Source organism: Burkholderia sp. AU16482 (genome assembly GCF_002223285.1).
In the GTDB taxonomy this organism is placed as follows: Bacteria; Pseudomonadota; Gammaproteobacteria; order Burkholderiales; family Burkholderiaceae; genus Burkholderia; species Burkholderia semiarida.
Map to the genome: position 1 here is coordinate 231,664 of NZ_NKEY01000008.1, position 23,495 is coordinate 255,158.

General features: G+C 68.4%; 9 protein-coding genes. 8 read left to right on the forward strand and 1 reads right to left on the reverse strand.

All coding sequences use genetic code 11. The annotated features are described in order from the left end of the window. Positions 1 to 12 precede the first annotated feature (12 nt). The 8 genes from CFB35_RS30485 (at position 13) to CFB35_RS30520 (ending at position 22,343) form a co-directional block, all read left to right on the forward strand. On the forward strand, positions 13 to 5,622 hold the full coding sequence (locus CFB35_RS30485; protein WP_089466016.1) for a type I polyketide synthase: 5,610 nt from the start codon (positions 13 to 15) through the stop codon (positions 5,620 to 5,622). Continuing rightward, positions 5,619 to 10,286, forward strand: coding sequence for a condensation domain-containing protein (locus CFB35_RS30490; protein WP_179231816.1), 4,668 nt, complete (start codon positions 5,619 to 5,621; stop codon positions 10,284 to 10,286). The genes CFB35_RS30485 and CFB35_RS30490 overlap by 4 nt, the downstream gene beginning before the upstream one ends. 57 nt (positions 10,287 to 10,343) lie before the next feature. Continuing rightward, the gene (locus tag CFB35_RS30495; protein WP_089466018.1) at positions 10,344 to 14,705 is read left to right on the forward strand and encodes a thioester reductase domain-containing protein; all 4,362 of its coding nucleotides are present in this window, start codon (positions 10,344 to 10,346) and stop codon (positions 14,703 to 14,705) included. A gap of 314 nt (positions 14,706 to 15,019) precedes the next feature. Then, a complete protein-coding gene (locus CFB35_RS30500) occupies positions 15,020 to 15,796 on the forward strand; it encodes a hypothetical protein (RefSeq protein ID WP_089466019.1) in 777 nt (258 codons plus the stop codon). Positions 15,797 to 16,284: 488 nt separating this feature from the next. Continuing rightward, the gene (locus tag CFB35_RS30505) at positions 16,285 to 17,535 is read left to right on the forward strand and encodes a DNA repair exonuclease (RefSeq protein WP_089466020.1); all 1,251 of its coding nucleotides are present in this window, start codon (positions 16,285 to 16,287) and stop codon (positions 17,533 to 17,535) included. Positions 17,536 to 17,538: 3 nt separating this feature from the next. Next, positions 17,539 to 21,009 carry a YhaN family protein gene (locus CFB35_RS30510; RefSeq protein ID WP_089466021.1) on the forward strand — a complete coding sequence of 1,157 codons (3,471 nt, stop codon included), beginning with the start codon at positions 17,539 to 17,541 and terminating at the stop codon, positions 21,007 to 21,009. 122 nt (positions 21,010 to 21,131) lie between these two features. Continuing rightward, positions 21,132 to 21,656, forward strand: coding sequence for an HD domain-containing protein (locus CFB35_RS30515; RefSeq protein WP_059583821.1), 525 nt, complete (start codon positions 21,132 to 21,134; stop codon positions 21,654 to 21,656). 9 nt (positions 21,657 to 21,665) lie between these two features. After that, complete coding sequence (locus tag CFB35_RS30520) at positions 21,666 to 22,343, forward strand: DUF429 domain-containing protein (protein ID WP_059642253.1); 678 nt, start codon at positions 21,666 to 21,668, stop codon at positions 22,341 to 22,343. Positions 22,344 to 22,467: 124 nt separating this feature from the next. On the opposite strand, the gene CFB35_RS30525 is transcribed toward CFB35_RS30520, so the two are convergent. Next, a complete protein-coding gene (locus tag CFB35_RS30525; protein WP_059583818.1) occupies positions 22,468 to 22,938 on the reverse strand; it encodes a hypothetical protein in 471 nt (156 codons plus the stop codon). Positions 22,939 to 23,495: the final 557 nt, after the last annotated feature.

Below are 23,495 nucleotides of genomic sequence, written 5' to 3' on the forward strand. Positions count from 1 at the left end.
GGAGTTGTACACATGATCGAGTCCAATCGGGCGCCTGCCGCGCCCCTTACCCCCGTGAAGCAGGCGCTGCTGAAGATAGACGCGCTGCAACGCGAACTGGCGCAGGCGCGCAGCGCGATGAACGAGCCGATCGCCATCGTCGGCATGGGCTGCCGCCTGCCCGGCGGCGCGGATTCCGCCGACGCGCTCTGGTCGATGCTTGCGGCCGGCACCGACGCCGTCGGCCCCGTGCCGGCCGACCGATGGACCGATGCGGTCTACGATCCGCGGCCGGGCCGTCGCGACACGAGCTACAGCAGGCATGGCGGGTTCATCGACGACGTCGATCGTTTCGATGCGGGATTCTTCGGCGTGTCGGAGCGCGAGGCCCCGCACATCGATCCGCAGCAGCGGCTGTTGCTCGAATGCACGTGGCGTGCACTCGAGGACGCCGGCTTTTCGCGAGAGACGATCGCGTCGTACCGAACCGGCGTGTTCGTCGGCTCGTCGGTCGACGACTACGCGCGTGTCAGCGAGAGCGTGTCGGGCGACGCGCTCAGCTATGCGCAGACGTCGCTCGGGACCGCGCGGCCCTTCGCGGCCGGACGCATTTCCTATCTGTTCGGATTTCATGGCCCGGCGCTGCATCTCGACACCGCGTGCTCGTCGTCGCTCGTCGCCGTTCATCTGGCGTGCCACAGCCTGCGCGCCCGCGAGTCCGATGTCGCATTCGCGGGCGGCGTCAACCTGATGCTGTCGCCGGAGATGACGATCGCGCTGAGCGAGCTTCAGGCGCTGTCGCCGAGCGGTCGCTGCCGGACCTTCGACGCGGCCGCCGACGGCTACGTGCGCGGCGAAGGCTGCGGCGTCGTCACGCTGATGCGGCTGTCCGATGCGCGCGCGCAGGGCAGGCCGATCCGGGCGGTGATCCGCGGCTCCGCCGTCAATCACGACGGGCGCAGCAACGGGATGACGGCGCCGAACGGCCGTGCGCAACGCGACGTGATCCGCGAGGCGCTCGAGCACGCCGGCGTATCGCCGGCCGACGTCGACTACGTCGAGGCGCACGGCACCGGCACGCCGCTCGGCGATCCGATCGAGCTGCGTGCGCTCGAGGACGTGTACTGCCGGGATGCGAATCGCACCGGCGACCTGTACGTCGGCAGCATCAAGACGAATATCGGGCACCTCGAGTCGGCCGCCGCGGTCGCCGGGCTGATGAAGGTCGTTTGCGCGCTGCAAAAGGGCGAACTGCCGCGGCACCTGCATTTCGATACGCCGACCGCGCACGTCGACTGGCATGCCAACCGCATTCGCGTCGCGACCGAGCATGCGGCATGGCCGTCGTCGCGACCGGGCCGGCGCGTGGCGGCGATCAGCTCGTTCGGCATGAGCGGCACGAACGCGCATCTGATCGTCGAGGCGTGGGAGGAGCCGCGCGCCGCGGAACCCGATGCGGACGTCGCGCCAGCCGGGCACGCGCGTCACGACATCTGGCCGTTGTCCGCACACACGGCGCCGATGCTGAAGCAGACCATCGAAGACTGCGCGGCGCACGTGCGGGCACACGCATCGTTGGCGCCCGACGCGGTCGCCAGCGCGCTGCGCGTCGCGCGCGACAGTCATCGGCATCGCGTGGCGATCGTCGCGGATTCTCGCGACGCGCTGCTCGATGCGCTGTCGGACGCGGCGCGGGCCACGGCCGTCTTGGGCGGGCAGCCTGGCGGCGCGCGCGACCGCCTTGCGTTCCTGTTTACCGGCCAGGGCGCGCAGCGCGCCGGGATGGCTCGGCAGCTCTATCGGGATTTCGTGCCGTTTCGGGAGGTATTCGACGCGTGCGACGGTCATATCGAGACGCAAGGAGAACTGTCGCTCGCGGATGTGCTGTGGGGCGACCATCAGGACCGGATAGACGATACGCGTCACACGCAGCCCGCGATGTTCGCGCTCGAAGTCGCGCTCGCGCGCTTGTGGATGCACTGGGGCGTCGTGCCCGACGTCGTGATGGGCCACAGCATCGGCGAGTACGCGGCTGCGTGCATCGCCGGCGTGTTCTCGATCGAGGACGGCTGCCGCCTCGTGGCGGCGCGCGGGCGCTTGATGGACACGCTCACCGCGCCGGGCCGCGCGCTCGCGGTGTTCGCCAGCGTGCGTCACGTCGCCGATGCCGTGCGCGACTACCCCGGACGGGTCGCGATCGCCGCGGACAACGCACCGGAGAGCGTGTTGGTGTCGGGCGACCCGGACGCCATCGAATCGATCGCGCGGCTGTTCGCGTCGCGCGGCATCGCGACGAAGGCGCTGGCGGCATCGCGCGCATTCCATTCGCCGCTGATGGAGCCGATGCTGGCCGAATTCGGCGCGGTCGCCGCGACCGTGCGGTATCGCGCGCCGGCGATTCCGATCGTGTCCAACGTGACGGGGCGATTCGAGGTCGAGCGCCTGTGCGACCCCGCGTACTGGGTCGAGCATGTCCGGGCCACGGTGGCCTTCCGCGCGGGTGTCGGCGCGCTCCTCGACGACAAGGTGACGACGCTCGTCGAGATCGGGCCCGGCAAGACGCTGTCGAGCCTCGTCACCGCATGCATGGCGGAGCGGGCAGACCGTGACAACGTGATCGCGCTGCCGTCGATGAACAGCGACGGGCGCGAGACCGAGCAGTTGTTGCGCGCACTGGGCCATGTCTACATGTGCGGCCGTCGTGTCGACTGGCATGCGTACGAGCGCTCCCGCACCGGTGTGCCGATGCGGCAGGCCGCGCGCCGCGGCGTGCTGCCGCCGTACCCGCTCGAAGCATCCCGTTACTGGGTGAATGCGCGGGAGCCGGCGCAGCGGGCGCACGTGCTGACGCGCGCGGCCGACCCGCGTCGGGCCGCCGATCGCGGCGTGCTGGGCCGGCGCCTCGCGATCCCGGGATCGGACCCGCGTCGCTACGAGAGCCAGGTGTCCGATCGGCATCTGCCGTTTCTGGGCGGGCACCGGGTGCACGGGCAACTCGTTTTTCCGGCGGCAGGGTTCGTCGAGGCGCTGCTCGATGCCGCATCGCGGCGCGATGGCGCCGACGCGGCATCCGCGGCCGGCCGCTGGCTCGTGGCGCACGCGGTGTCGTTCGATCACGCGCTCACGCTGGAGCCGGGCAAGGCGGTGACGTTCGGCACCGTCGTGCACGCGGCCGGTGCCGAACAGCCGGGCGACGAAGGCGCGCGGATCGACATTCACGCGTGTCACGACACGGCTGCCGCCGAGCCCGAATGGACGCTGCAATGCGCCGCGCGGATCGGGACGGCGCACGTCGTCCCCGACGTGCCGGCGCTCGACGCATGGCGCGCGCAATGCCGCGACGCGTTGCCCGTCGACGGCTTCTACGCGCGCTTGCATGCGACCGGCCTCGCGTATGACGGCGCGTTTCGCTCGATTCGCGCGCTGTCGCGAGGCGGCGATGCGGCGCTGGTCCGAATCGACATGGAGCCGGATGGCACGGACGACCTCGTCCGCATCGTTCATCCGGCGCTGCTCGACAATGCGTTTCAGGCCGTCGCGGGCGCGCTGTGGGATGCGGAGCTGAACACCGCCTTCGTGCCGATCGGCATCGAACGGATCGCCTGCTTGCCGATGGCCGGCGTGCGTGCGGCGTGGTGCGCGGTGCGAGCCCGGGTGAAGCGAAGCCTGGCCACCGCGGATCTCTGGTTATACGACGACGCGGGCTGCTGCGTCGCCGTCGTCTCCGGACTGCGGCTGATGGCCGTCGACTCGCGCCGATTTCAACCGGCCGCGCGGCCTGTCGCGCTGAACACGCTCGTCTGGCGCCCGCTTGCGCTCACGCATGAAGCGGCCGGCGCACGCGCGAACGTCGTGCTGATCGGCAACGGTTCCACACTGGATGCGATGCTGCCGCGTGCATGTGACGGCGCCGGCGACGCATGTGCGATCGCGGCGCTGCCGGCCAACGACTCGTTCGACGGCGAGGACGGCGCCCGGCGCATTCGCGCCGCGCTCGACGAGGCGCTCGCAGGCCTGGATGCGCGACCCACCGTGCTGCTCTACACGTGGCCGTCAATCGACGATGCGACATCGGAAGACGAGCTCGCCGCTGTCGGCGCAGCTTACCGGCGTTTCGCGAACGTCTGGCGCGAAGTGCAGTCGGCCCGCTGGCCGGAGGGCCCGCCGACCGTATGCATCGTGACCCAGGCGGCGCAGCGCGTGCCGGGTATCGACGTGCGCGTGTCGCCGTTTCAGGCGGCCGCCTGGGGCATCGCCCGCAGCCTGATGCACGAGAGCGGCGACATGCCGGTGTTGGCGGTCGATCTGCCGGCGCCGGACGCGACGTCGTGCGTGAACGCGCTGGCTGCGCTGGCGGGCGCCGCGCAGAGCGGCGAGACGCAGTTCGTGTCGCATGGCGACGCCGTATACGTCCCGCGGCTCGTCGCACGCGACGCCGGCGCGGCGCAACCGCTCGCGCGCGGCGCCTATCTGGTGACGGGCGGGCGCGGTGCGATCGGCACGCGGGTGATCGAGCAGTTGATCCGCAACGGCGTGCCGAAGATCGTGTCGGCCAGCCGTCAGTTGCCCGCCGACAGCGAACGCGCACGGCTGGCCTCGATCGCCGAGGCGCACGGCACGATCGTCGAATTCGTGGCGGCCGACGTCGCCGCGGCCGCCGACGTGCACGCGCTCGTCCATGCGCTCGAGGCGGATTCCGCGCATCCGCTCGTGGGCGTCCTGCATGCGGCGGGCATGCTGGATGACGGCCTGCTTGCCACCCAGCCGATGACCGACGTATTGAAGGTGCTCGCGCCGAAAGTCGCGGGAACGTTGAATCTGCATCGCGCGACCGCGCATCTGCCGCTGCGGCACTTCGTGTCGTTTTCGTCGATCGTGGCCTGCATCGGCTCGCCGGGACAATGTGCGTACGCCGCCGCGAACGCCTACGTGGACGCGCTGACGGCGTTGCGCAACCAGGACGGCCTGCCCGGACACACGATGAACTGGGGCCTGTGGGGCGGCAACGGGATGGTCGATCAGCTCGACGCGCGGCAACTGCGCCGCATCGCATCGTTCGGCCTCGAGCCGATCGAGCCGGACGTCGCCTTGCGCCTGTTCGACACGCTGGTGGCCGAGCCCGACGGGCAGACGCAGATCTGGAGCGTGGACGTCGATACGTTGATCAAGCGCAGCCCGAGCCGGGCGATGGGGACGCTGTTGTCCGCGCTCGTGCCGGCGGCGCCGCCGGCGAATCGCCCGGCCGGTGCCGGCCCCGACTTGCGCGAGCGCATCGCGGGGTTGCCGGACGACGCGCGCATGCAGGTGCTGCGCGGACACCTGACCGATGCGATCGCCGCGACCCTGCATACGTCGACCGAGCGGATCGCGCCGGATATCCCGCTGATCGAGCTCGGGCTCGATTCGCTGATGGCCGCGGAATTCCGCAATGCATTGCGCGGCGAGCTGGGCGTCGACGTCCCGTTCGGACGATTGCTCGAAGGCGCGACCATCGACGACGTCGTGCGCACCATCGTGGCGACGCTCGATCGCGGCGAGCCGCGGGCGCTCGATGGCACATCGCCGCCGCGGGCCGCGGACCGGATCGACGTGGTGTCCGCAGAAGCGACGTTCGGCGTGGAAATGGAAGGAGGAGAGCTGTGAGCTCGATCGAATTCATCAACGAACTGGCCGGGCGCGGAATCGAGCTGTGGACCCAGGACGGCAAGCTGCAATACAAGGCGCCGAAGGGCGCCGTGACACCTTCGCTCGTCGACGAGCTGAAGACCCACAAGGCGACGCTCATCGCGCTGCTCGAGCAGTTTGCGGGAACGGCGGGCACCTACCCGCTTTCGTTTGCGCAGAAGTCGCTCTGGTCGCTGCATCAGCTCAATCCCGACAGCGCGGCATACAACGTGACATACGCGACGCGCCTCGACGACGACGTCGACATATCCACGCTGCGCCGCTGCGTCGACTATCTGATCGCACGCCACCCGATCCTGCGCACCGCGTACCGCGTGATCGACGGCGAGCCGCGTCAGCAGGTAGGGTCGCAGGCGCATGCGCGGTTCTCGGTCGATCGCGTGTTCGCGGCCGACGAAGCCGCGATCCGCCGGTGGATCGACGAAGAGTCGAATCGCCCGTTCGACCTGACGCAGTCGCCGATCCGGCTCAAGCTGCTGCTGAACGAACACGACGGCGCCGACGCGATTCGCGTGGTGCTGCTGTTGAACGTTCACCACATCGCCGCCGATTTCTGGTCGCTCGAGATCCTGCTCAACGAGCTGCGCGCGCTTTACCGGCTCGCCTGCGCGGGAGAGCCGCTGAAATTGCCGCCGCTGTCGGTGCAGTACAAGGATTGCGTCGAACACGAGCGCGCGCGGCTCGACGGGGCGGACGGCGAGCATCTCGCGGCGTTCTGGCGGCGCGAGCTGGCACACGGATTTCCGGTGCTGAGCCTGGCGACCGACCGGTTGCGCCCGCCGCGCAAAACCGAGCATGGCCGCATCTACGACCGGCCGCTCGGAGTGGCGCTTTCGCATCAGGTGCGCGACACGGCCAGGCTGCTGCGGGTGACACCGTACATGCTGCTGCTCGCGGTCTACCAACTGCATCTTCACCTTCATACCGGGCAGGCGCGATTGATGATCGGCGCACCGACTTCCGGGCGCAATGCGCCGGGCAGCGAAAGCGTGGTCGGTCATTTCGTGAACACGGTCGTGCTCGCGTGTGAAGTCCGGCCCGACGATTCGTTCGACGCGCTGCTGCGACGCACGCGCGACATGATGCTGCGCGTGCTCGATCACCAGGATTATCCGTTTCCGCTGCTGGTCGATGCACTGCGTCCGGCGCGCGATCCGAGCCGATCGCCGATCTACCAGGTGATGTACAACTGGAACCAGGCTCGCGGCGATTTCGCGGCCGAAGGCGGCAGCGGCGCGCCGTTCTATCGCGAACGCCTCGCCGCATCGAGCACCGGTACGCGTGGCGCGACACACGACCTGACGCTCAACGTGCAGGATCTCGGCGACGACTATCTGACCGCCTGGACGTTCAATACGGATCTGTTCGACATCGGAACGATCGAGCGATTCGCGAGCCAGTATGCACACCTCGTGGGACAGGTGGTGGCCGATGCGAGCCGTCCTTTGCGCCAGTACGCGCTCGCGGCCGAGCCTGTCGACGATGCGCGAAACCGCATTGCCGCGGCCGATGCGTTCGTCGGCCGCGCCGGCTGTGCCGAGTCCGATATGACGCAGGATGCATCGCGCGTGGTCTGGCAATTCGACGATCGCGCGATCCGCCACGGTGAGATTCACGATGCCGTGCGCGCCGTTCGTGCGCAACTGGATGCCGCCGGGATCGGTGTCGGCAAACGTGTCGAACTCCGGATGCGCAGTGTCGCCGAGCGCGCGGTCGCGTTGCTCGCCATCCGCGCCGTCGGCGCGTGCCATACCGTGTCGGGCGACACGGCCGACGCCGTGTGCCGCGGTCGTAGCGACGGCTGGTCCGGGTGGGAGATCGACGCGATCGACGTGGTGCATGCGCGCGATGTCGCCGCGCGTGGCGACGGCGTTGCAGCGGGCGAAGCGTCGGCGGTCGAGCCGCTGCTCGACTATGTCGGTCAATTGCTCCATCTCGACGCCCACGCAACGGTGCTCGTTCCGCATGGCGCGCATGGCGGGCTGTCGGCAGCGGCGCTGGCCCGGGCCGTGGTGGTCGGCGGCGCGGCGCGACTGTCCGGGCGGGCGTCGATCGAAGCGCTTGCTTCCGGCGATCCGGCGGTCGCGAAGATCGCGTACGCCGAACTCGACCGCTTGCTCGCGGACGGCCCGTCGCTCATCCTGCCGTCGCTTCTGTTGCAGCGTGCCGATGTTGCCGGCATCGGGCGAGCACGCGCGCTCGTGGCTTACGGCGAGCATCCGCACCCGTTGACGTCGTTCGCCGCAACCAGCCGGGCACCCACAGCGGCGTACTTCGTCCCGGTGCGGTGCGCGGACGCCGGTTCGGCGCTGTGCGCGTTCGCGGCGGGGCCGGCAGGTTGGCAATTGCTGGCGCCGTCGTATCCGGGGCGCATCGCGTTCGCGCTCGGCGCGTCCGGGACGTTCGCCGACGATCGTCAGGCCGGCACACTGCATTTCTTCGACGGCGCGTCCGTCCGTGCGTCGGTTGGGGGAGCTTCAATCGAAACCGCGCCACCGGACCGGATGCTGATACCCACCGGCGTGCCGGTCGTACGCCGCGGCGACGCCCTGCTGTGCGTGGATCCTTCGCTACGGGCGGCGCATCACCGGCCCGTGCCGATCGCGATCGGCACGGTCGAGCAGGCCATCTCCGCGGTCCCCGGCGTGGCCGCCGTCGCATGCGCGTGCGTCGTTCAGGACACACAGGAAATGCTGGTCGCCTATCTTGTCGCGGATGATGGCCACGCGGATGCGCATGCACTCGAAAACGCGGTTCGTTCGGCATTGAAGCATGCGTTGCCGGATTCGATGCACCCTGACGCGATCATGGTGCTCGACCGGCTGCCGCTCGACGCGGGCGGCGCACTCGATGCAAGCGTGCTTCCGCCGCCTCGCGCGCGCGAGCGGGGCGACCGTAGCGCGTCGACCGACATCGAACGCAAACTCGCCGCGATCTGGGCCGACGTTCTCGGCCAGCCGTCGGTCGGCGTCGATCAGGATTTCTTCGAATTGGGCGGCGATTCGATTCTCGCCGCGGTCATCGTATCGCGGGCCGCGCTCGACGGCATGTACTTGAAGCCGCAGGACATCTTCCTGCATACGACCGTGGCGGGTCTGGCGACGGTGGTGCGCGAGACGCCGGGTCTCGACGTCGATCAGGGGCCCGTGCACGGCGAGACGGTGCTCGGTCCGGCGGCGCAATGGTTCGTCGAGCGCGTCGACGTCGATCGGTCGCACTTCAACCAGGCGCTGCTCGTTCCGCTCGGGGAGACGCCCGACGCGAACATCATGGCCGAGGCACTCCGCGTCGTCGTGCGCCATCACGACGTGCTGCGCTCGCGTTTCGTCGCGCACGGCGACGGAATGCGGCACGCGTTTGCCGGCGACGGCGGCGCCGATACCGTCGATTTTGCGATCGTTCCGTGTATCGACTCGGCCGGCCGGCATTGCGAACGCACGTGGCGCGCGGCGATCGACGCGGCGCAGAGCGGCCTCGACCTCGAGGGCGGCCGGCTCATGGCGGTCAGGTGGCTCGAAAGCACCGGCGTGTCGAGCAGCCGGCTACTGATCGTCGTCCATCACATGGCGATCGACGGCGTGTCCTGGAGCATCCTGCTGCAGGATCTGGCCGATTGCTATCTGCGGCTGCGTGCCCGCACGGCGGCGGCGTTGCCGCCGAAGACGACCTCCGTGAAAGCATGGGTCGACCAGTGGCTTGCCCTGGCGCAGGGCGATGCGCTCGACGACGATCGTCGCTACTGGCGAAGCGTGAACGCACGGGTGCGCGACGTGCTGGCCGGGCCGAAGCGAGTCGCGCTGATGCGTCACGGGCTGACCTCGATCGTTCAGCATGCTTATCAGGAATCGTCGCTCAGTTGCGCGATCACGCTCGATGCGGATCTGACGCACGCGTTCCGAACCACGGCGCCGCGTGCCTATGGAACCGACGCCAACGATCTGCTCATTGCCGCGCTGCACGCGGGCTTTCATGCATGGAGCGGCTGCGACGCGCTGCTGGTGGACGTCGAGGGGCACGGCCGGGACGCACTCGGCGACGCGGTCGACCTGAGCCGCACGATCGGCTGGTTCACGTCGATCTATCCGGTACTGATCGACACGCCGGCTACCGTCGCGGATCCGTCGAGGCTCATCAAGTCGGTCAAGGCACGACTGCGCGAGGTGCCGCGCAAGGGCGCGAGCTATGGCGTGCTCCGCTATCTCGACACGAAGCCGCAGGCTGGCGACGAGGCACTGACGTCGTTTCCGCGGGCGCCGATCCTGTTTACCTACCTCGGTCAACTGGAGCAATTGTCGGGGCCGTCGTCGCCGTTGTACGGCGGGCCGCCCGAGCCGGCACCGGGCATCCGCAGCCCGCGCCAACGGCGCACGCACCTGCTGGACATCGTCGCGTACGTGTCGCGCGGCAGGCTGACCGTGGAGGCCGGCTTCTTCGGGGTGCCGGGCGTCGACGAAAGCATCGGCTGCCTCATGTGCCGCGTCGAGGAGGCGCTGACGACGCTGATTCGTCATTGCAGCGCCGACGGAGCGGGCGGCCTGACACCCGACGACGTTCCTCAACTCGATGTCGACCAGGATGCGCTTGACGCGCTGTTGAATGAAATCGACGCACTCGAGCGCTGAACGAGGCGGCGCGCGATACCGCGCGTTCGTCGAGCATGACCGCAACAGGAACTCAGGATGACCCGAAACGTCGACACGATTTACCCGCTCACGCCTCTTCAGCGAGGCATGCTCCACCATTCGAGACTCGATCCGGCCTCCGGCGTCTACGTCGAGCAATTTTCCTGCGTGCTGCACGGCTCGCTGGACCTCGAGCGATTCCGCGGCGCGTGGGAGACGGTCGTGCATCGCCACGACACACTCAAGACCTTGTTCATTCGCCTGCATGAAGAGCAACCGTTGCAGGTCGTCCGGCATACGGTCGGATTGCCGTTCGAGGTGATCGACTGGCGCGATCGGGCGGCCGACGAGCAAGCCGAGCGATTCGAACAGTTGCTGGCGAGCGATCGTGCGCGCGGCTTCGATTTCAGCGTCGCGCCGCTGATGCGCGTCACGCTGATCCAGCTCGGTCACGAGCGGCATCGATTCCTCTGGACCTATCACCACGCGATTCTCGACGGCTGGTCGATGCCCTTGCTGCTCGGCGAGGTCTTTCAGCGTTATTCACGCCCCGACGCGCCGCTTCCAGCGATCGCGCGCGACTATCGCGACTACGTTGCGTGGCTGCGCACACGGGATGGCGACGGTTCGCTCGACTATTGGCGCGATCTGTTGCGCGGCTATCGCACGCCGGCGGGATTCGCGCCGTCGGTATTTCCGGCGCCGGCAAGCGATGCCGCAGCCGGCGCCGAAGCGCGCCGCACGCGCTCGACGCGGGTCGAGACGATGCCGGCCGAATGGATGGAGACGGCCGGCCGGGCATGCCGCGTCGCCCGCGTGACGCTCAATACGCTGTGCCAGGGGGCGTGGGCGATGCTGCTCGCGCGCTACGGCGGCTGCAACGACGTCGTCGGCGGCATCGTCGTATCGGGGCGTGCCGCGGAGGTGGACGGCATCGAACGCATGGCCGGCTTGTTCATCAACACGCTTCCGTGGCGCGCGACGCTCGACGGCGAGCTCGATATGGCCGACTGGTTGCGACGCTTGCAGGCCGATACGCAACGGCTGGAACGGCATGCGCACAGCGCACTCACCGACGTATTGAAATGCAGCGAAGTGCCGCGCCAGCAATCGCTCTTCGACACGCTCTACGTATTCGAAAATTACCCGGGCCGCGATGCGTTCGATCGGCTCGCCGCGGGTTGCGGGTGGCGGATCGACGACCCGCGTGCCGTCGAGGAAACGAGTTACGCATTGGCGCTCGTCGTATTGCCGACGGATACGCTGACGTTCCAGTTGACCTACGATACGGCCCGATTCGATGCGGCGTTCATTGAGCGCATGGCTGCGCAATACCGCGGGCTACTTCAAATGCTGGTCGGCGCGACCCCGCGCAAAGTGGGCGATCTCGTGCTCGATGCAGGATCGTCGACGGGGGCCGGCAGGGCGTCCGACGCGTCCGAACATGCGTCGATCGGCGGCGCGACGTTGTCGGCGCGGATTGCCGCGCATGCCGCTCGCGCGCCGGACCAAATCGCCTTTTCCCGGCTGGACGCCCGCCATTCGCCGGTCGGCGCGCACGGCGTCACCTATGGAATGATGGCCGATCGCGTGCAGCGCGCCGTTCGCCAATGGCGGCGTTTCGGCTATCGGCCGGGCGAGCGCGTACTGATCGCATGCGACGACCCCGTCTCCGGGCTGGTGTTGCTGCTGTCCGGGCTGACGTATGGCGTCGATTGCGTGATGACCGACCCGAACCTGCCGTCGTCCGCGTTCGATGCGGTCGTCGATGGCGGTTGGTCGCCGGAACCGCTGCGAAGCTGCGTGACGACCGCGCAGCATACGCCGTTGACCGGTGTCATGTGTTACGTCTTCGACGAGCAGGACCCGATGTACGGGCAAATCGACGGTACGCTCGACGATCATTCGGAACCGGTGCAGGGTGCCTGTTCGTTGCTGCGGCGCGATGTCGATGGCGACTGGCGCGTCATCCGTTATACGCACGCACAACTGATCGAAGCCGCGCGCGCGTTCGAACGGACGTTACCGCCCGGCACGTCGCGCGATGTCGCGTTGGGCGAGGGGCCGCTGTCCCATACGGCGTTGTGGGCGGTACTGGGCGCGCTGAGCGCCGGATTGTCGGTGCATCAGCTCGCAAGCGCCGGCGATCCCGCGTTTCTGCCGCGAGCGGCGTCTCCGGATGCGCACTGGCACGGTATCGTCCTGAGTCCGGAGGCGACGCGTCACATCGTCCGCGCATCCTCCGCCCTGTCGGCCGGCGCGCTTCGCACCGACTGGATCATGGCCGACGCACGCTCGCTGACGCGTGCGGACGCCGCGCGACTCGCCGAGCTCGCGCCGCGCGCGCAACGCTTCCGGCAATTGTGCTGGCCCGCGTGGTCGCTTCCGCATGCGGTTTCATCGGCCGACGAATTCGATCGCTTCGAATCGGGCGTGGTGTCCGCGGATGAATCGGTGTTCGTCGCCGACACCCATCTGAACCGGGCCGGTACGGACGCGCTCGGTACGCTCGTCGTCTCGGGGCATTCGGTACCTGATTCGATGTTGCGCAACGGCAAGCCGGACCGTGGCAGCCTGACCGTCACGCGCGACGGTACGTGGCTGCGCACGACGCTTGGCGCGTGGCGGACGGAGCGCGGCTGTCATACGCGGCTGCCCGACCGGAGCGCATGTTCCGAGGAATGGACCGCGGACTGGCTGGATGTCGAAGCCGACATTGCACGGCGCGCGGGTGTCGACGAGGTCGCGCTCGTGGAGCGGATCGCCGAAAGCGGAGAATGGGACTATGCGCTTTTTCATCAGGACGCGACGGCCGACGCCGCGGACATCGCGCGCCGGCTGGCCGGACAGCGCGGCGTGCCGGCACTGTCGGCCGGCGCGATCGTCGCGCTCGCCGCTTTGCCGCGTTCCGCGACAGGAAGGATCGACCGCGTCCGGCTCCTGTCCGGCGACGTCGAGGTGCGCAAGCACGATCGCCATGCGGCGCCTCGCGACATGGTGGAAACGGCGATTCACGAAATCTGGTGCGGCTTGCTCAAGCAGCAACGGATCGGCATTCACGACAATTACTTCGATCTCGGCGGGGATTCGCTGCAGGCAACCGTGATGCTGTATCAGATCGGCGAGCGGCTTCAGCATGCGATCGACATGGAAACGCTGCTCGCCGCGCCGACGATCGCCGGTCTGGCTGCCAGTATCGCGAGCGGCAATGTGCGTCGCGATACGGCGATCGTCGATTTGCCGGGCGAAGCCCGGCTCGACCCGGCAATCGAGACACGGCAGCCGTATTCGTGGCGCCCTTATCGCACGGTGCTGCTCACCGGCGCGACGGGATTCCTGGGCGTGCACCTGCTTCATACGCTGCTCGCGACGACCGACGCACGCGTGATGTGCCTGGTTCGCGCCGACGAGCCAGCGGCGGGCGTACGGCGCATCGAGGCCGCGATGCAGTCGCATGGCTTGTGGGAAGCGCGACACCGCGATCGGATCGTCGCCGTGCCGGGTGACCTGGGCGAGCCGAACCTCGGTTTGTCGGCGGCGGCATTCGACGCGCTCGCCGCTGAAATCGATGCGATCTACCACAACGGGGCGTTGGTCAACTTCGTTTATCCGTACGCGACGCTGAAGCAGGTCAACGTTCTGGCGACCCAGGACATCGTCAGGCTGGCGAGCCTGCATCGAGTGGCGCCGATTCACTACGTGTCCACCGTCGGCACGCTCGACCGTTATTCGGACGCGTTGCCGGAAACGCTCGCCGTGCCGTTCCACGAACACCTGACGAGCGGCTACGAACAGAGCAAATGGGTCGCCGAGCAATTGCTCGTACAGGCGCACGCGCGCGGCGTTCCCGTCACGGTATATCGTCCGGCGCGGATCGTCGGGCACGCGGTGAGCGGGCGGATGAACCTGGACGACCTGTTCTGCCGATTGATCAAGGGCATCATCGTGTTTGGAAAGGCGCCGCGCGACGTCGGGTTCGACAACATCCTTCCGGTCGACGTCGTCAGCCGGATCATCGTACGCGCGTCGCTCGACCCGACCGCCGCAGGGCAGGGCGTGCATGTGATCAACCCGCGCTGGAACTCGCTCGACGCACTGGTCGATTTCATCGAGGACGAAGGGTTCGCGATCGAACGCATGAGCTACGACGCGTGGCTCGCGGCGCTGGCGGAACATGTCCGGCAGGACCCGGCGCATCCGCTTTCGATGCTGATCCCGGTCCTCAGAAAACTGAACCCCGTTGCGGATCCGACGGTCGGGCGCATTCTTCCGATCGACGTCACCCAACTGAAGCGGCTCGCGGGTGACGTGCTCGCATCGAGCCTGCGTCCGGCAAACGACTGGTTGCGTACGTTCTTCGACTACTTTTACGAAGACGGTTTTCTCGAGCGCCCGCATGAAAGGCTGGTCACCGCATGACGGCCGGCTCGCCGGCGCGGCCGGGCGCAAGACGATAAGTTGAAGCCGGCGCCGTCGGGCCGCGACGAGCGATCCTCGTCGAATGGTGCGTGCCGGGAAGTATTGCATTCGATCCATCCCCGGATCGGGGCACCCCCTGCCCATTGCCCGCGCGCCATGCTTAAATAGCAGGGCTCCCCGACAGCCGGCCGCCGCGATGGCGGCGCCGGCCGGCACGGGCCGGCATGTCCGATCGACACCGTGACGACAGACGATACGAAAACGCCGTTCCGGCCCGCCCGGCGCGGTCCGATAACATTCCGAGGCATCACGTCATGACCCTCCTGTTCCGTCTGCTCGCGCTCGCCTGCGCGCTCTGGCTGGCCGCCTGCGCGGCCCCGCCGCCGTCTGCGCCATCCTCCAGCGCCGCCGCGCCGGCCGCCGCACCGGACGCCGGCGAACGCCGCGGGCTCGGTACCGCGTGGGGCGAATCGGTGCGATCCGAAACCCGGCAGGTCGAATTCGAACGCGCGGATCCGGCGAATCCGACGGATCTCGCGTCGGTCTACTACAACGACGTGCTGCCCGGCCATCTTTCCGCGTCGCAGGTGCGCCGGCTGCCGACCCGTGTCGCGCTCGCGAACGGCGACATCGCACTGTCGTTTGCCGACGAGAAGGGCGCGCCGCTGCGTCTCGCGCGCAGCAACGGCCGCTGGCACATGGCGGGCGTCGAGGGCTCGCGCTACATGATCGTGTTGCGCAACCAGGGGCGCCGCGCGTTCGAAGTCGTGTCGACGGTCGACGGGCTCGATGTACGGTCGGGGCGGCCGGGCAGCTATACGAACGGCGGCTACGTGCTGTATCCGGGCCGTACGCTGACGATCGAAGGCTTTCGCAAGAGCCGCGACGAAGTCGCCGCGTTCCGCTTTGCGGCCGTGCCCGACAGCTATGTCGCGAACGCGAAGTACGGCGATGTCGCGAACGTCGGCGTGATCGGCGTCGCGCTGTTCGCGCAGAAGGAAAACGACGAGGACGCACTGCGCCGCAATGCGAATCCGTTTCCCGGCAACGACAACGGCTATGCGCCGCCGCCCGTTCCGCGCGGCGAGTAACGGCATGTAGCCGGGCGCCCGCGGGGCATCGCGCTGCCCGCGGGCGATTCCGTGGGTTTTCCTGCCGCCCGTTCCATGCCGTGCCGTTACCGTTTCGCTTCGCTCGAAACACGATCCGAAGCGCAATCGCCCCTACCGCACGATTGCGCGGCCACCGTTTCGTGAGCGGCCCGTTCCACGGCGCGCGGTTTTGCCGTCGCCCGCCCGTGCTGCGGCACAATGTCGGTTCGTGCCGGTATCGCGTGCTTGCCCACCATCCGGACCGACGCGGAACGGCATATCGCGACCCGCTTTCAGGTACCATCCCGACCCGCTTGCAACGGGCGGCATGATCCGGTCCGGCCGCCGCGCCGCATGTGTCGCATGTGTCGCATGTGTCGCATGTGTCGCATGTGTCGCGCCCGGCCCCGCGGCCGGTGGCACGACGATGGACGGGGCGAGCCCGTGCGAGCGGCGTCGCCCCTTCGCCATGAAACAGAGGAACCTTCGTGAAGTTCATCCACGCGGCAGACATTCACCTTGACAGCCCGTTGCACGGCCTGAGCGCGTATCCCGACGCGCCGGCCGCGCAGTTGCGCAACGCGTCGCGCGAGGCGCTGCGGCAACTCGTGGATCGTGCGATCGAAGAGGAAGTCGCGTTCCTCGTGATCGCGGGCGACTTGTACGACGGCGACTGGAAGGATCACAACACGGGCATCTTCTTCGGCCAGCAGATGGGGCGCCTGCGCAAGGCCGGCATCCGCGCGTTCGTCCTCGGCGGCAACCACGATGCCGAAAGCGAGATGACGAAGAAGCTGACGCTGCCCGACAACGTCACCGTGTTCGGCCACCGCAAGCCGGAGACTTTCACGCTGCCGGAATTCGACGTCGCGCTGCACGGGCAGAGCTTCAAGGACAAGGCCGTCGTCGACAATCTCGCGATCGGCTATCCGGACCCGGTGCCCGGGTACTACAACATCGGCGTGCTGCACACGGCGCTCGAAGGGTATGCGGCGCATGCGAACTACGCGCCCTGCACGCTGGCCGAACTGCACGCGAAGGGTTACGACTACTGGGCGCTCGGCCACGTGCACGAATTCCAGCAATGGACGGGTCCGTCCACCGTCGTGTTTCCCGGCAACCTGCAGGGGCGCCATATCCGCGAGACGGGCCGGCGCGGCGCGGTGCTCGTGACGGTCGAGCCAGGCAGGACGCAGGTCGAGCGCCTGTATCTCGACGTGCTGCGCTGGGAAGCCGTGTCGGTTGATGCGTCCGATTGCCTGTCGGTGGCCGATCTGTCGAGAAAGATCGGCCAGTCGCTGGAGGCGCTGTTGACGGTCGACGGCCACGTGCCGCGCGCGGTGCGCGTCACCGTCACCGGGCGCACGCCCGCGCACGGCCTCTTTTTCGGCCGCGCGCCGCAGTTGCGTGCGGAGGTGCTGAACCAGATCGGCATCATCGGCAACGAGCGGCTGTGGCTGGAGAAGGTCCGGCTCGCGACGTCCGCCGCCGATCGGCAGCCGGGCGAAAGCGAGCCGCTCGAAGCGCTGGAGGACCTGAAGCAGATCCTGGCCGACGCCGCGCACGATCCGGATTTCCTCGCGCTGCTCGAACGCGACCTGAAGCCGTTCGTCGGCAAGGTCCGCAGCGACGTGAAGGAGGACGTGCCGTTGCTGACGCTGGCGCGCGCGGGCGAACTGACGGCGCTGGTCGAGCAGGTCGGGCCCGCGTTGCTCGCGCGGCTGGCGAGGGGGGAGTAAGCGATGCGCATCCGCCAGCTCGATCTGATCAAGTACGGCAAGTTCACCGACGAGACGCTGCGTTTCCCGTCGGCCGGCGAGGATTTTCATGTGATCGTCGGGCCGAACGAGGCCGGCAAGTCGACGATCCGCACGGCCGTGTCCGAGTTGCTGTTCGGGATGAAGCTGCAGACGCCGCTCGATTTCCTGCACAGCACGCCCGAACTGCGGATCGGCGGCGTGCTGGAGAGCGGTGCGGGCGAATTCGTGTTCCACCGTGCGCGCGGGCGCAGTCCGTTGCGCACGCCTGCCGACGACAAGCTGCCCGACGACTATCTGGCGTCGATTCTCGATGGCGCGACGCGCGAATTCTTCGAGCAGATGTTCGGGCTCGATCACGGGCGGCTGGTCGATGGCGGGCGCAGCATTCTCGACGCATCGGACAAGCTCGGCCAGGTCCTGTTCGAATCGGCTGCCGGCGTCGGCAGCCTCGGGCCGGTGCGCGAGGAGCTCGACGCGCGCGCGCTCGAATTGTGGGCGCCGCGTCGCAGCGGCAGCGCGTTTGCGCTGGCCGAAACCGCATTCAACGAAGCCGTGGCCGAACTGAAGGCGGTCCAGGTGCGCACGCGCGACTGGGTCGATCGCAAGGAAGCGCGCGAAGCGGTCGAGCAGCAGATCGAGCAGGCGCGGGCGGAACAGCGCCGGCTCGAAGGGCTGCGCTCGAAGCTCGAACGCGTGCGGCGGCTCGCGCCGTACCTGAAGGAGCTGACGGTCAAGGATGCGGCGCTGGCCGAACTGGGCGCGGTGATCGAGTTGCCGCCGACCGCGTATGCGGATCTGCTGAAGGCACAGGGCGATCTCGCGGCCGAGCAGAAGGTGCTCGAGGAGCGGCGGGCCGACCTGCTCGCGAAGCGGCAGGCGCGCGATGCGATCGCCGCGGACGTCGACGCGTTGGCGCTCGAAGCCGATATCGAGGCGCTCGATCGGCTGCGCGCCGCGTGCACGAATCACGCGCAGGATCTGCTGTTGCTCGGCGCGGACGTCGAGCGGCACCTGTCCGCCGCGTTGTCGGCGGCCGCGCAGCTCGGCTGGCCGGCGGACGAAGCGTCGCTGCGCGCCGCGTTGCCGACGGCGCTGTCGCTGAAGACCGTCGCGAACCTGCTGCGCGAACACGGCGCGCTGCACCAGGCGCTCGCCGGCGCGCGCGAATCGCTCGACGAACGCACACGCGAGCTGGCGCAGGTACGGGAACAACAAGCGCGCCTGTCGACCGTCGACGTGCCGGAAGCGTTGCGCGCGGCGCTGGCCGATGCGCAGGGCTTTCGCAACAGCGGCGCGCGCGAGCAGGCGCTGGCGCATGAAATCGCGGCCGCCGAACGCACGCTGGCCGGCGCGCTCGACGCGCTCGGCCAGTGGCGCATGCCGGTCGATGCGCTGCGTGCGCTCGACGTGCCGTCGGCGGCGCGGCTCGGCGCGCTGCTCAAGGAAGACAGCGAACGTGCCAGCGCGGCCGCTGCCGCGCGCGACGCGCGGGATGGCGCGCTCGAAGAGCTCGAACGGCTCGAACTGCAGGAGAAGCATTTCGCGGAGAACCACAAGGTCGTCACGACCGCCGACGTGCTGGCGGCGCGTGCGCGTCGCGACGGCGCGTGGGGCGAGATTCGCAGCGGCGCCGTCGAGCTCGCCGCGGGCGCACCGGCGCTCGACGACGCGATGCGCTTGGCCGACGAGCTCGTCGATGCGCAACTCGGCGCGACCCAGGCCGCGGCGACGCTGCAGTCGCTGCGCCAGCAGGTCGAATCGGCGCGTGCCGGCGTTGCACGCAGGCAGGCCGCGCTGGACGAACGCGAGCGCGAGCTCGCCGCGCATCGTGACGCGTGGGCCGCGCTCGCGACGGCGGCCGCGGTGCCCGGCATGCCGCTGGCGGCGATGGGCGACTGGCTCGCGAAGCGCGACACGGTGTTCGCCGCGCAGGCCGATCTCGATCGTCAGCGCCGTGAATTCGACACGATGTGCGCTGCCCGCGCCGGCGCGGAAGCCGCGCTGCGTGCGGCGCTGTCGAAGGTATCGCGAGGCGGCGAGTCGGACGGGCTGGTCGCGCTCGTCGCCGTCGCCGAGACGTTCGTCCAGTCGGCCGAGAAAGCGGCCGCGCAGAAGGACAGCCTCGACGATCGTGCGCGGGAGGCCGAACGCGGGTGCGCGACCGCGCGTTCGCGGGTCGACCACGCGCAAACGGCTTACGACGCGTGGCAAGCGCAATGGCGCGACGCGCTGGCCGACGCGAAACTGTCCGCGAGCGCGACGACGCTGGCCGCGGCGGAAGGTGCACTCGGGCTTGCGAACACGGTGACGGCCGAACTGGCCGATGCAGATGCGCCGCGCAACCGGATCGCCACGATCCGCGCGGAGCTGAACGCGCTCGAGGCCGGCGCACGGCGGCTTGCCGAAGCGCTCGCGCCGGAATGGCTGGCGAGCGGCGACTGGCTGGACGTGGCGCGCCGGCTGACGATGCGCCTCGCGGCCGCCAGGGAAATCGCCCGTGCGATCGATCGTGCCGACGAGGCCGTGCGGCAGGCCGACGGCAAGGTCGCGGACGCGGCTGCCGCGGTGGCCGGCGCCGACGCGCGCATCCAGCCGCTGCTGCAACTGGCCGGCGTCGCGTCGATCGACGCGGCGCTGCCGCTGGCCGAGCGCTCGGATCGCCAGCGCCAGCTTCGGCAGGCGGTCGATGCCGCGCACGACGCGCTGGTGCGCGACGGCGACGGGCTTTCCCGGTCCGCCGTCGAGGCCGAGGTGGCGGAACAGGACATTGCCGACGTGCCGGCGCATCTCGAAGCGGTGAAGCAGTCGCTGGCCGATATCGGCAAGCGGCTGAACGAGTTGGCGCAGCAGCAGGTCGTGGCCGACCAGGCGTTCGGCGCGATCGACGGCCAGGCGAGCGCGGCCGTCGCCGAGTCGAAACGGCAGGAGGCGCTGGCGGCGATGGGCGACGCGGCCGAACAGTATCTGGAGGCGGCCACGGCGAGCCGCTTGCTGAAGTGGGCGACGGATCGCTACCGCGACCAGAAGCAGGGGCCGATGCTCCGGCGCGCGGGCGAGATTTTCGCCGGGCTCACGCTGGGTGAATTCGCGAAGCTGACCGTCGATACCGAGCGGACGCCGCCCGCGCTGTATGCACGGCGCACGCGGGGAACGTCGGTCGAGGTCGCGGGGCTGAGCGAAGGGACGCGCGATCAGCTGTTCCTCGCGCTGCGGATCGCGGCGCTGGAGTTGCAGCTCGGCAGCCGCACGGCGCTGCCGTTCGTCGCCGACGATCTGTTCATCAATTTCGACGATGCGCGTGCGAAGGCGGGGCTCGAGGCGCTGCGCGATCTGTCGACGCGCACCCAGGTGCTGTTTCTGACGCACCACGACCACCTGTTGCCGCTCGTGAGGGACGTATTCGGCGCGCGCGTCAACGTGGTCGAGTTGCAGCGCGCGCCGGCCGGCGCGTGATGCGGGGCGCGTCGGGATGCCCGCGCACGGGAACGGGCGGTGCGTACAGGTAGTATGAGCGGTTCCGAAACGCACGCGGCCGGTTCAACGGTCGCGGGTCTGGCCACACGAGGGGTGAGAATATGAAGAAGCTGGTAGCCGCGATTGCGTTCGCGGCGGACAAGCATCGCAATCAGCGACGCAAGGATGAAGAGGCGTCGCCGTACATCAATCATCCGATCGCGCTCGCCGACGTGCTGGCCAACGAGGCCGGCATCGAGGACGAGCGTGTGATCGTCGCGGCCGTGTTGCACGACACGGTCGAGGATACGGAGACGACCGAGCAGGAGTTGCTGCGGCTGTTCGGCAAGGACGTGGCGGACATCGTGATGGAAGTCACCGACGACAAGTCGCTGCCGAAGGACGAGCGCAAGCGTCTGCAGGTCGAGCACGCCGCCACCATCAGCCGGCGCGCGAAGCTCGTGAAGCTGGCCGACAAGATCTGCAACCTGCGCGACATCGCCCGGCATCCGCCCGCGGACTGGCCGCTCGAACGCAAGCAGGCGTACTTCGACTGGGCGAAGTCGGTCGTCGATCCGATGCGCGGCGTTCATCCCGGTCTCGAGGCGATCTTCGATGCCGCGTACGCCGCACGGCCGGCGGACTGAGGCGCGCGCATGCGATCGGTCCGATCCGCCGCACGGCAACCGGCCGCGGTGGCGGGTGTCGACGTCGGCGGCGACAGGAAGCTGTGCGATCTCGTGATCCTGCGTGGCTCGACGATCGTCTGCCAGGAAGCGCGCATCGCGCCCGAGTCGCTGCCTTCACTGTGCCTCGCCCATGATGTCGTCGCCGTCGGCGTCGACGCGCCCAGCCTGTGGTGGACGGGGAGCGGCCGCCGCGCGGCCGAACAGGCGCTCGCGCGCGAACGGATCTCGTGCTTTCCGACGCCGTCGCGGGAACAGGCCATCGCGAGCACGTCGGGCTTCTTCGACTGGATGTTCATGGGCGAGCGCGTCTACCGTGCACTCGCGCACGCCTATCCGTTACTGACCGACGCGCGCTACGCGGGCGGGCGCGCGAGTTTCGAAACCTATCCGTATGCGATCACCTGCGCGATGCTGGGCAAGGCCGTGGCGTCGGCGAAGCAGAAGCGCAACCAGCGTCGGCAATTGCTGGAGCGGCTGGGGATCGATGTGTCGACGCTGCGTTCCGTCGATGCGCGAGACGCCGCCTTGTGCGCGTTGACGGCGCAATACGTGATCGACGGCAACGCGCATGCGTATGGCGATGCGGCGGGCGGTTATATCCGCGTGCCGATGATGAGCGAGACGATCGTGCTGGATGCGCCGTAGCGGCGACGCGCGGTTCCGGGCCAGGCGGCGAGCGCGGGGAAGCCGTTTCGTGCGGGAGGATGAGAACGGCTGTCGGCGGGCACGACGTGAAGCTCGTGCAGCGCGTGATTCCGGCTGAGCCTGCTTAATCCTCGAGGATGGATTTCGGCACGCTGGACAGGTCGCAGGCTTGGGCGTGCTCGAAGTAGCTGTCCGCATCGTCGATCATCACGACCGCGACGTCGATCAGTTCGTCCAGCCGTTGCAGCAGCGATTCCCGCCACTCGATGTCTTCGTCGCGCTCGGGCGCCTTGTCCAGCTGCTCGATGATCGAGTCGGCCGTTTGCAGGAATGGAATCGCCTGCTGATAGTTTTCGATCGAGACCAGCGCCGCATTGCGCGCGCCGACGAGCTGCTCGCGATACGTGTCCGCGAGTTCGGATTCGCCGCTGATGCGCGGCAACATGTCCGAGATGCGTTGCAGAAGCGGCGGGACTTGTTGTTCCAGCTGGATCGCACGCTCGCGCAGGGCTGCATATTCGTCGCGAAGGTCGGTGTCGCCGGGTTGAGTCGTGCTGTCCATCATCGATATGAGTGCGTGGTTCGGTCGCGGCATGATACTCGACCGCGCCAGGTTCCTCGCCCGTTCCGCCTCTTTCTATATACGGAAGGAAAGAGAGGTGTTCGTCATATCTTTGGAGGGCGGCGCGCGTTGTCCTTTCCGGCCCGTCGAGCCCAAGGCCTCCGTGCGCGACAGCGCACGGAGGCCTTTTCAAACTTTCTTCACAAAGAGCTTGCACGGATGGGGGCGGGTGCTTAGAATCACGCCTCTTTCGCGCTAACGGAAACGCGGCGCCGGAGGAAGGGAAGCGGTGCTGTTGGGGTTCGGTGGTAACGAGCCGCGGCGGCGCAGGAAGTTGAGCCCCGCAGTCGCAACGAAGTCGTTCAGAAAGTTGTTGACGAGCTGCGAAACACGGTTCATAATCTCGCTTCTCTGCTGCTGAAAACGCAGCGCTGCTGGGAAACACGGAGTTTCTCGCAGGCATGCTCTTTAAAAATTAACAGCCGATAAGTGTGGGCGCTTGATGAAAGCGAGCTGATCCTCGGATCAGATAGCGAAAGTATCAAGAGTCTCACACTAAAGTAAGTCAGGTTTATGAAGTGATTCATATT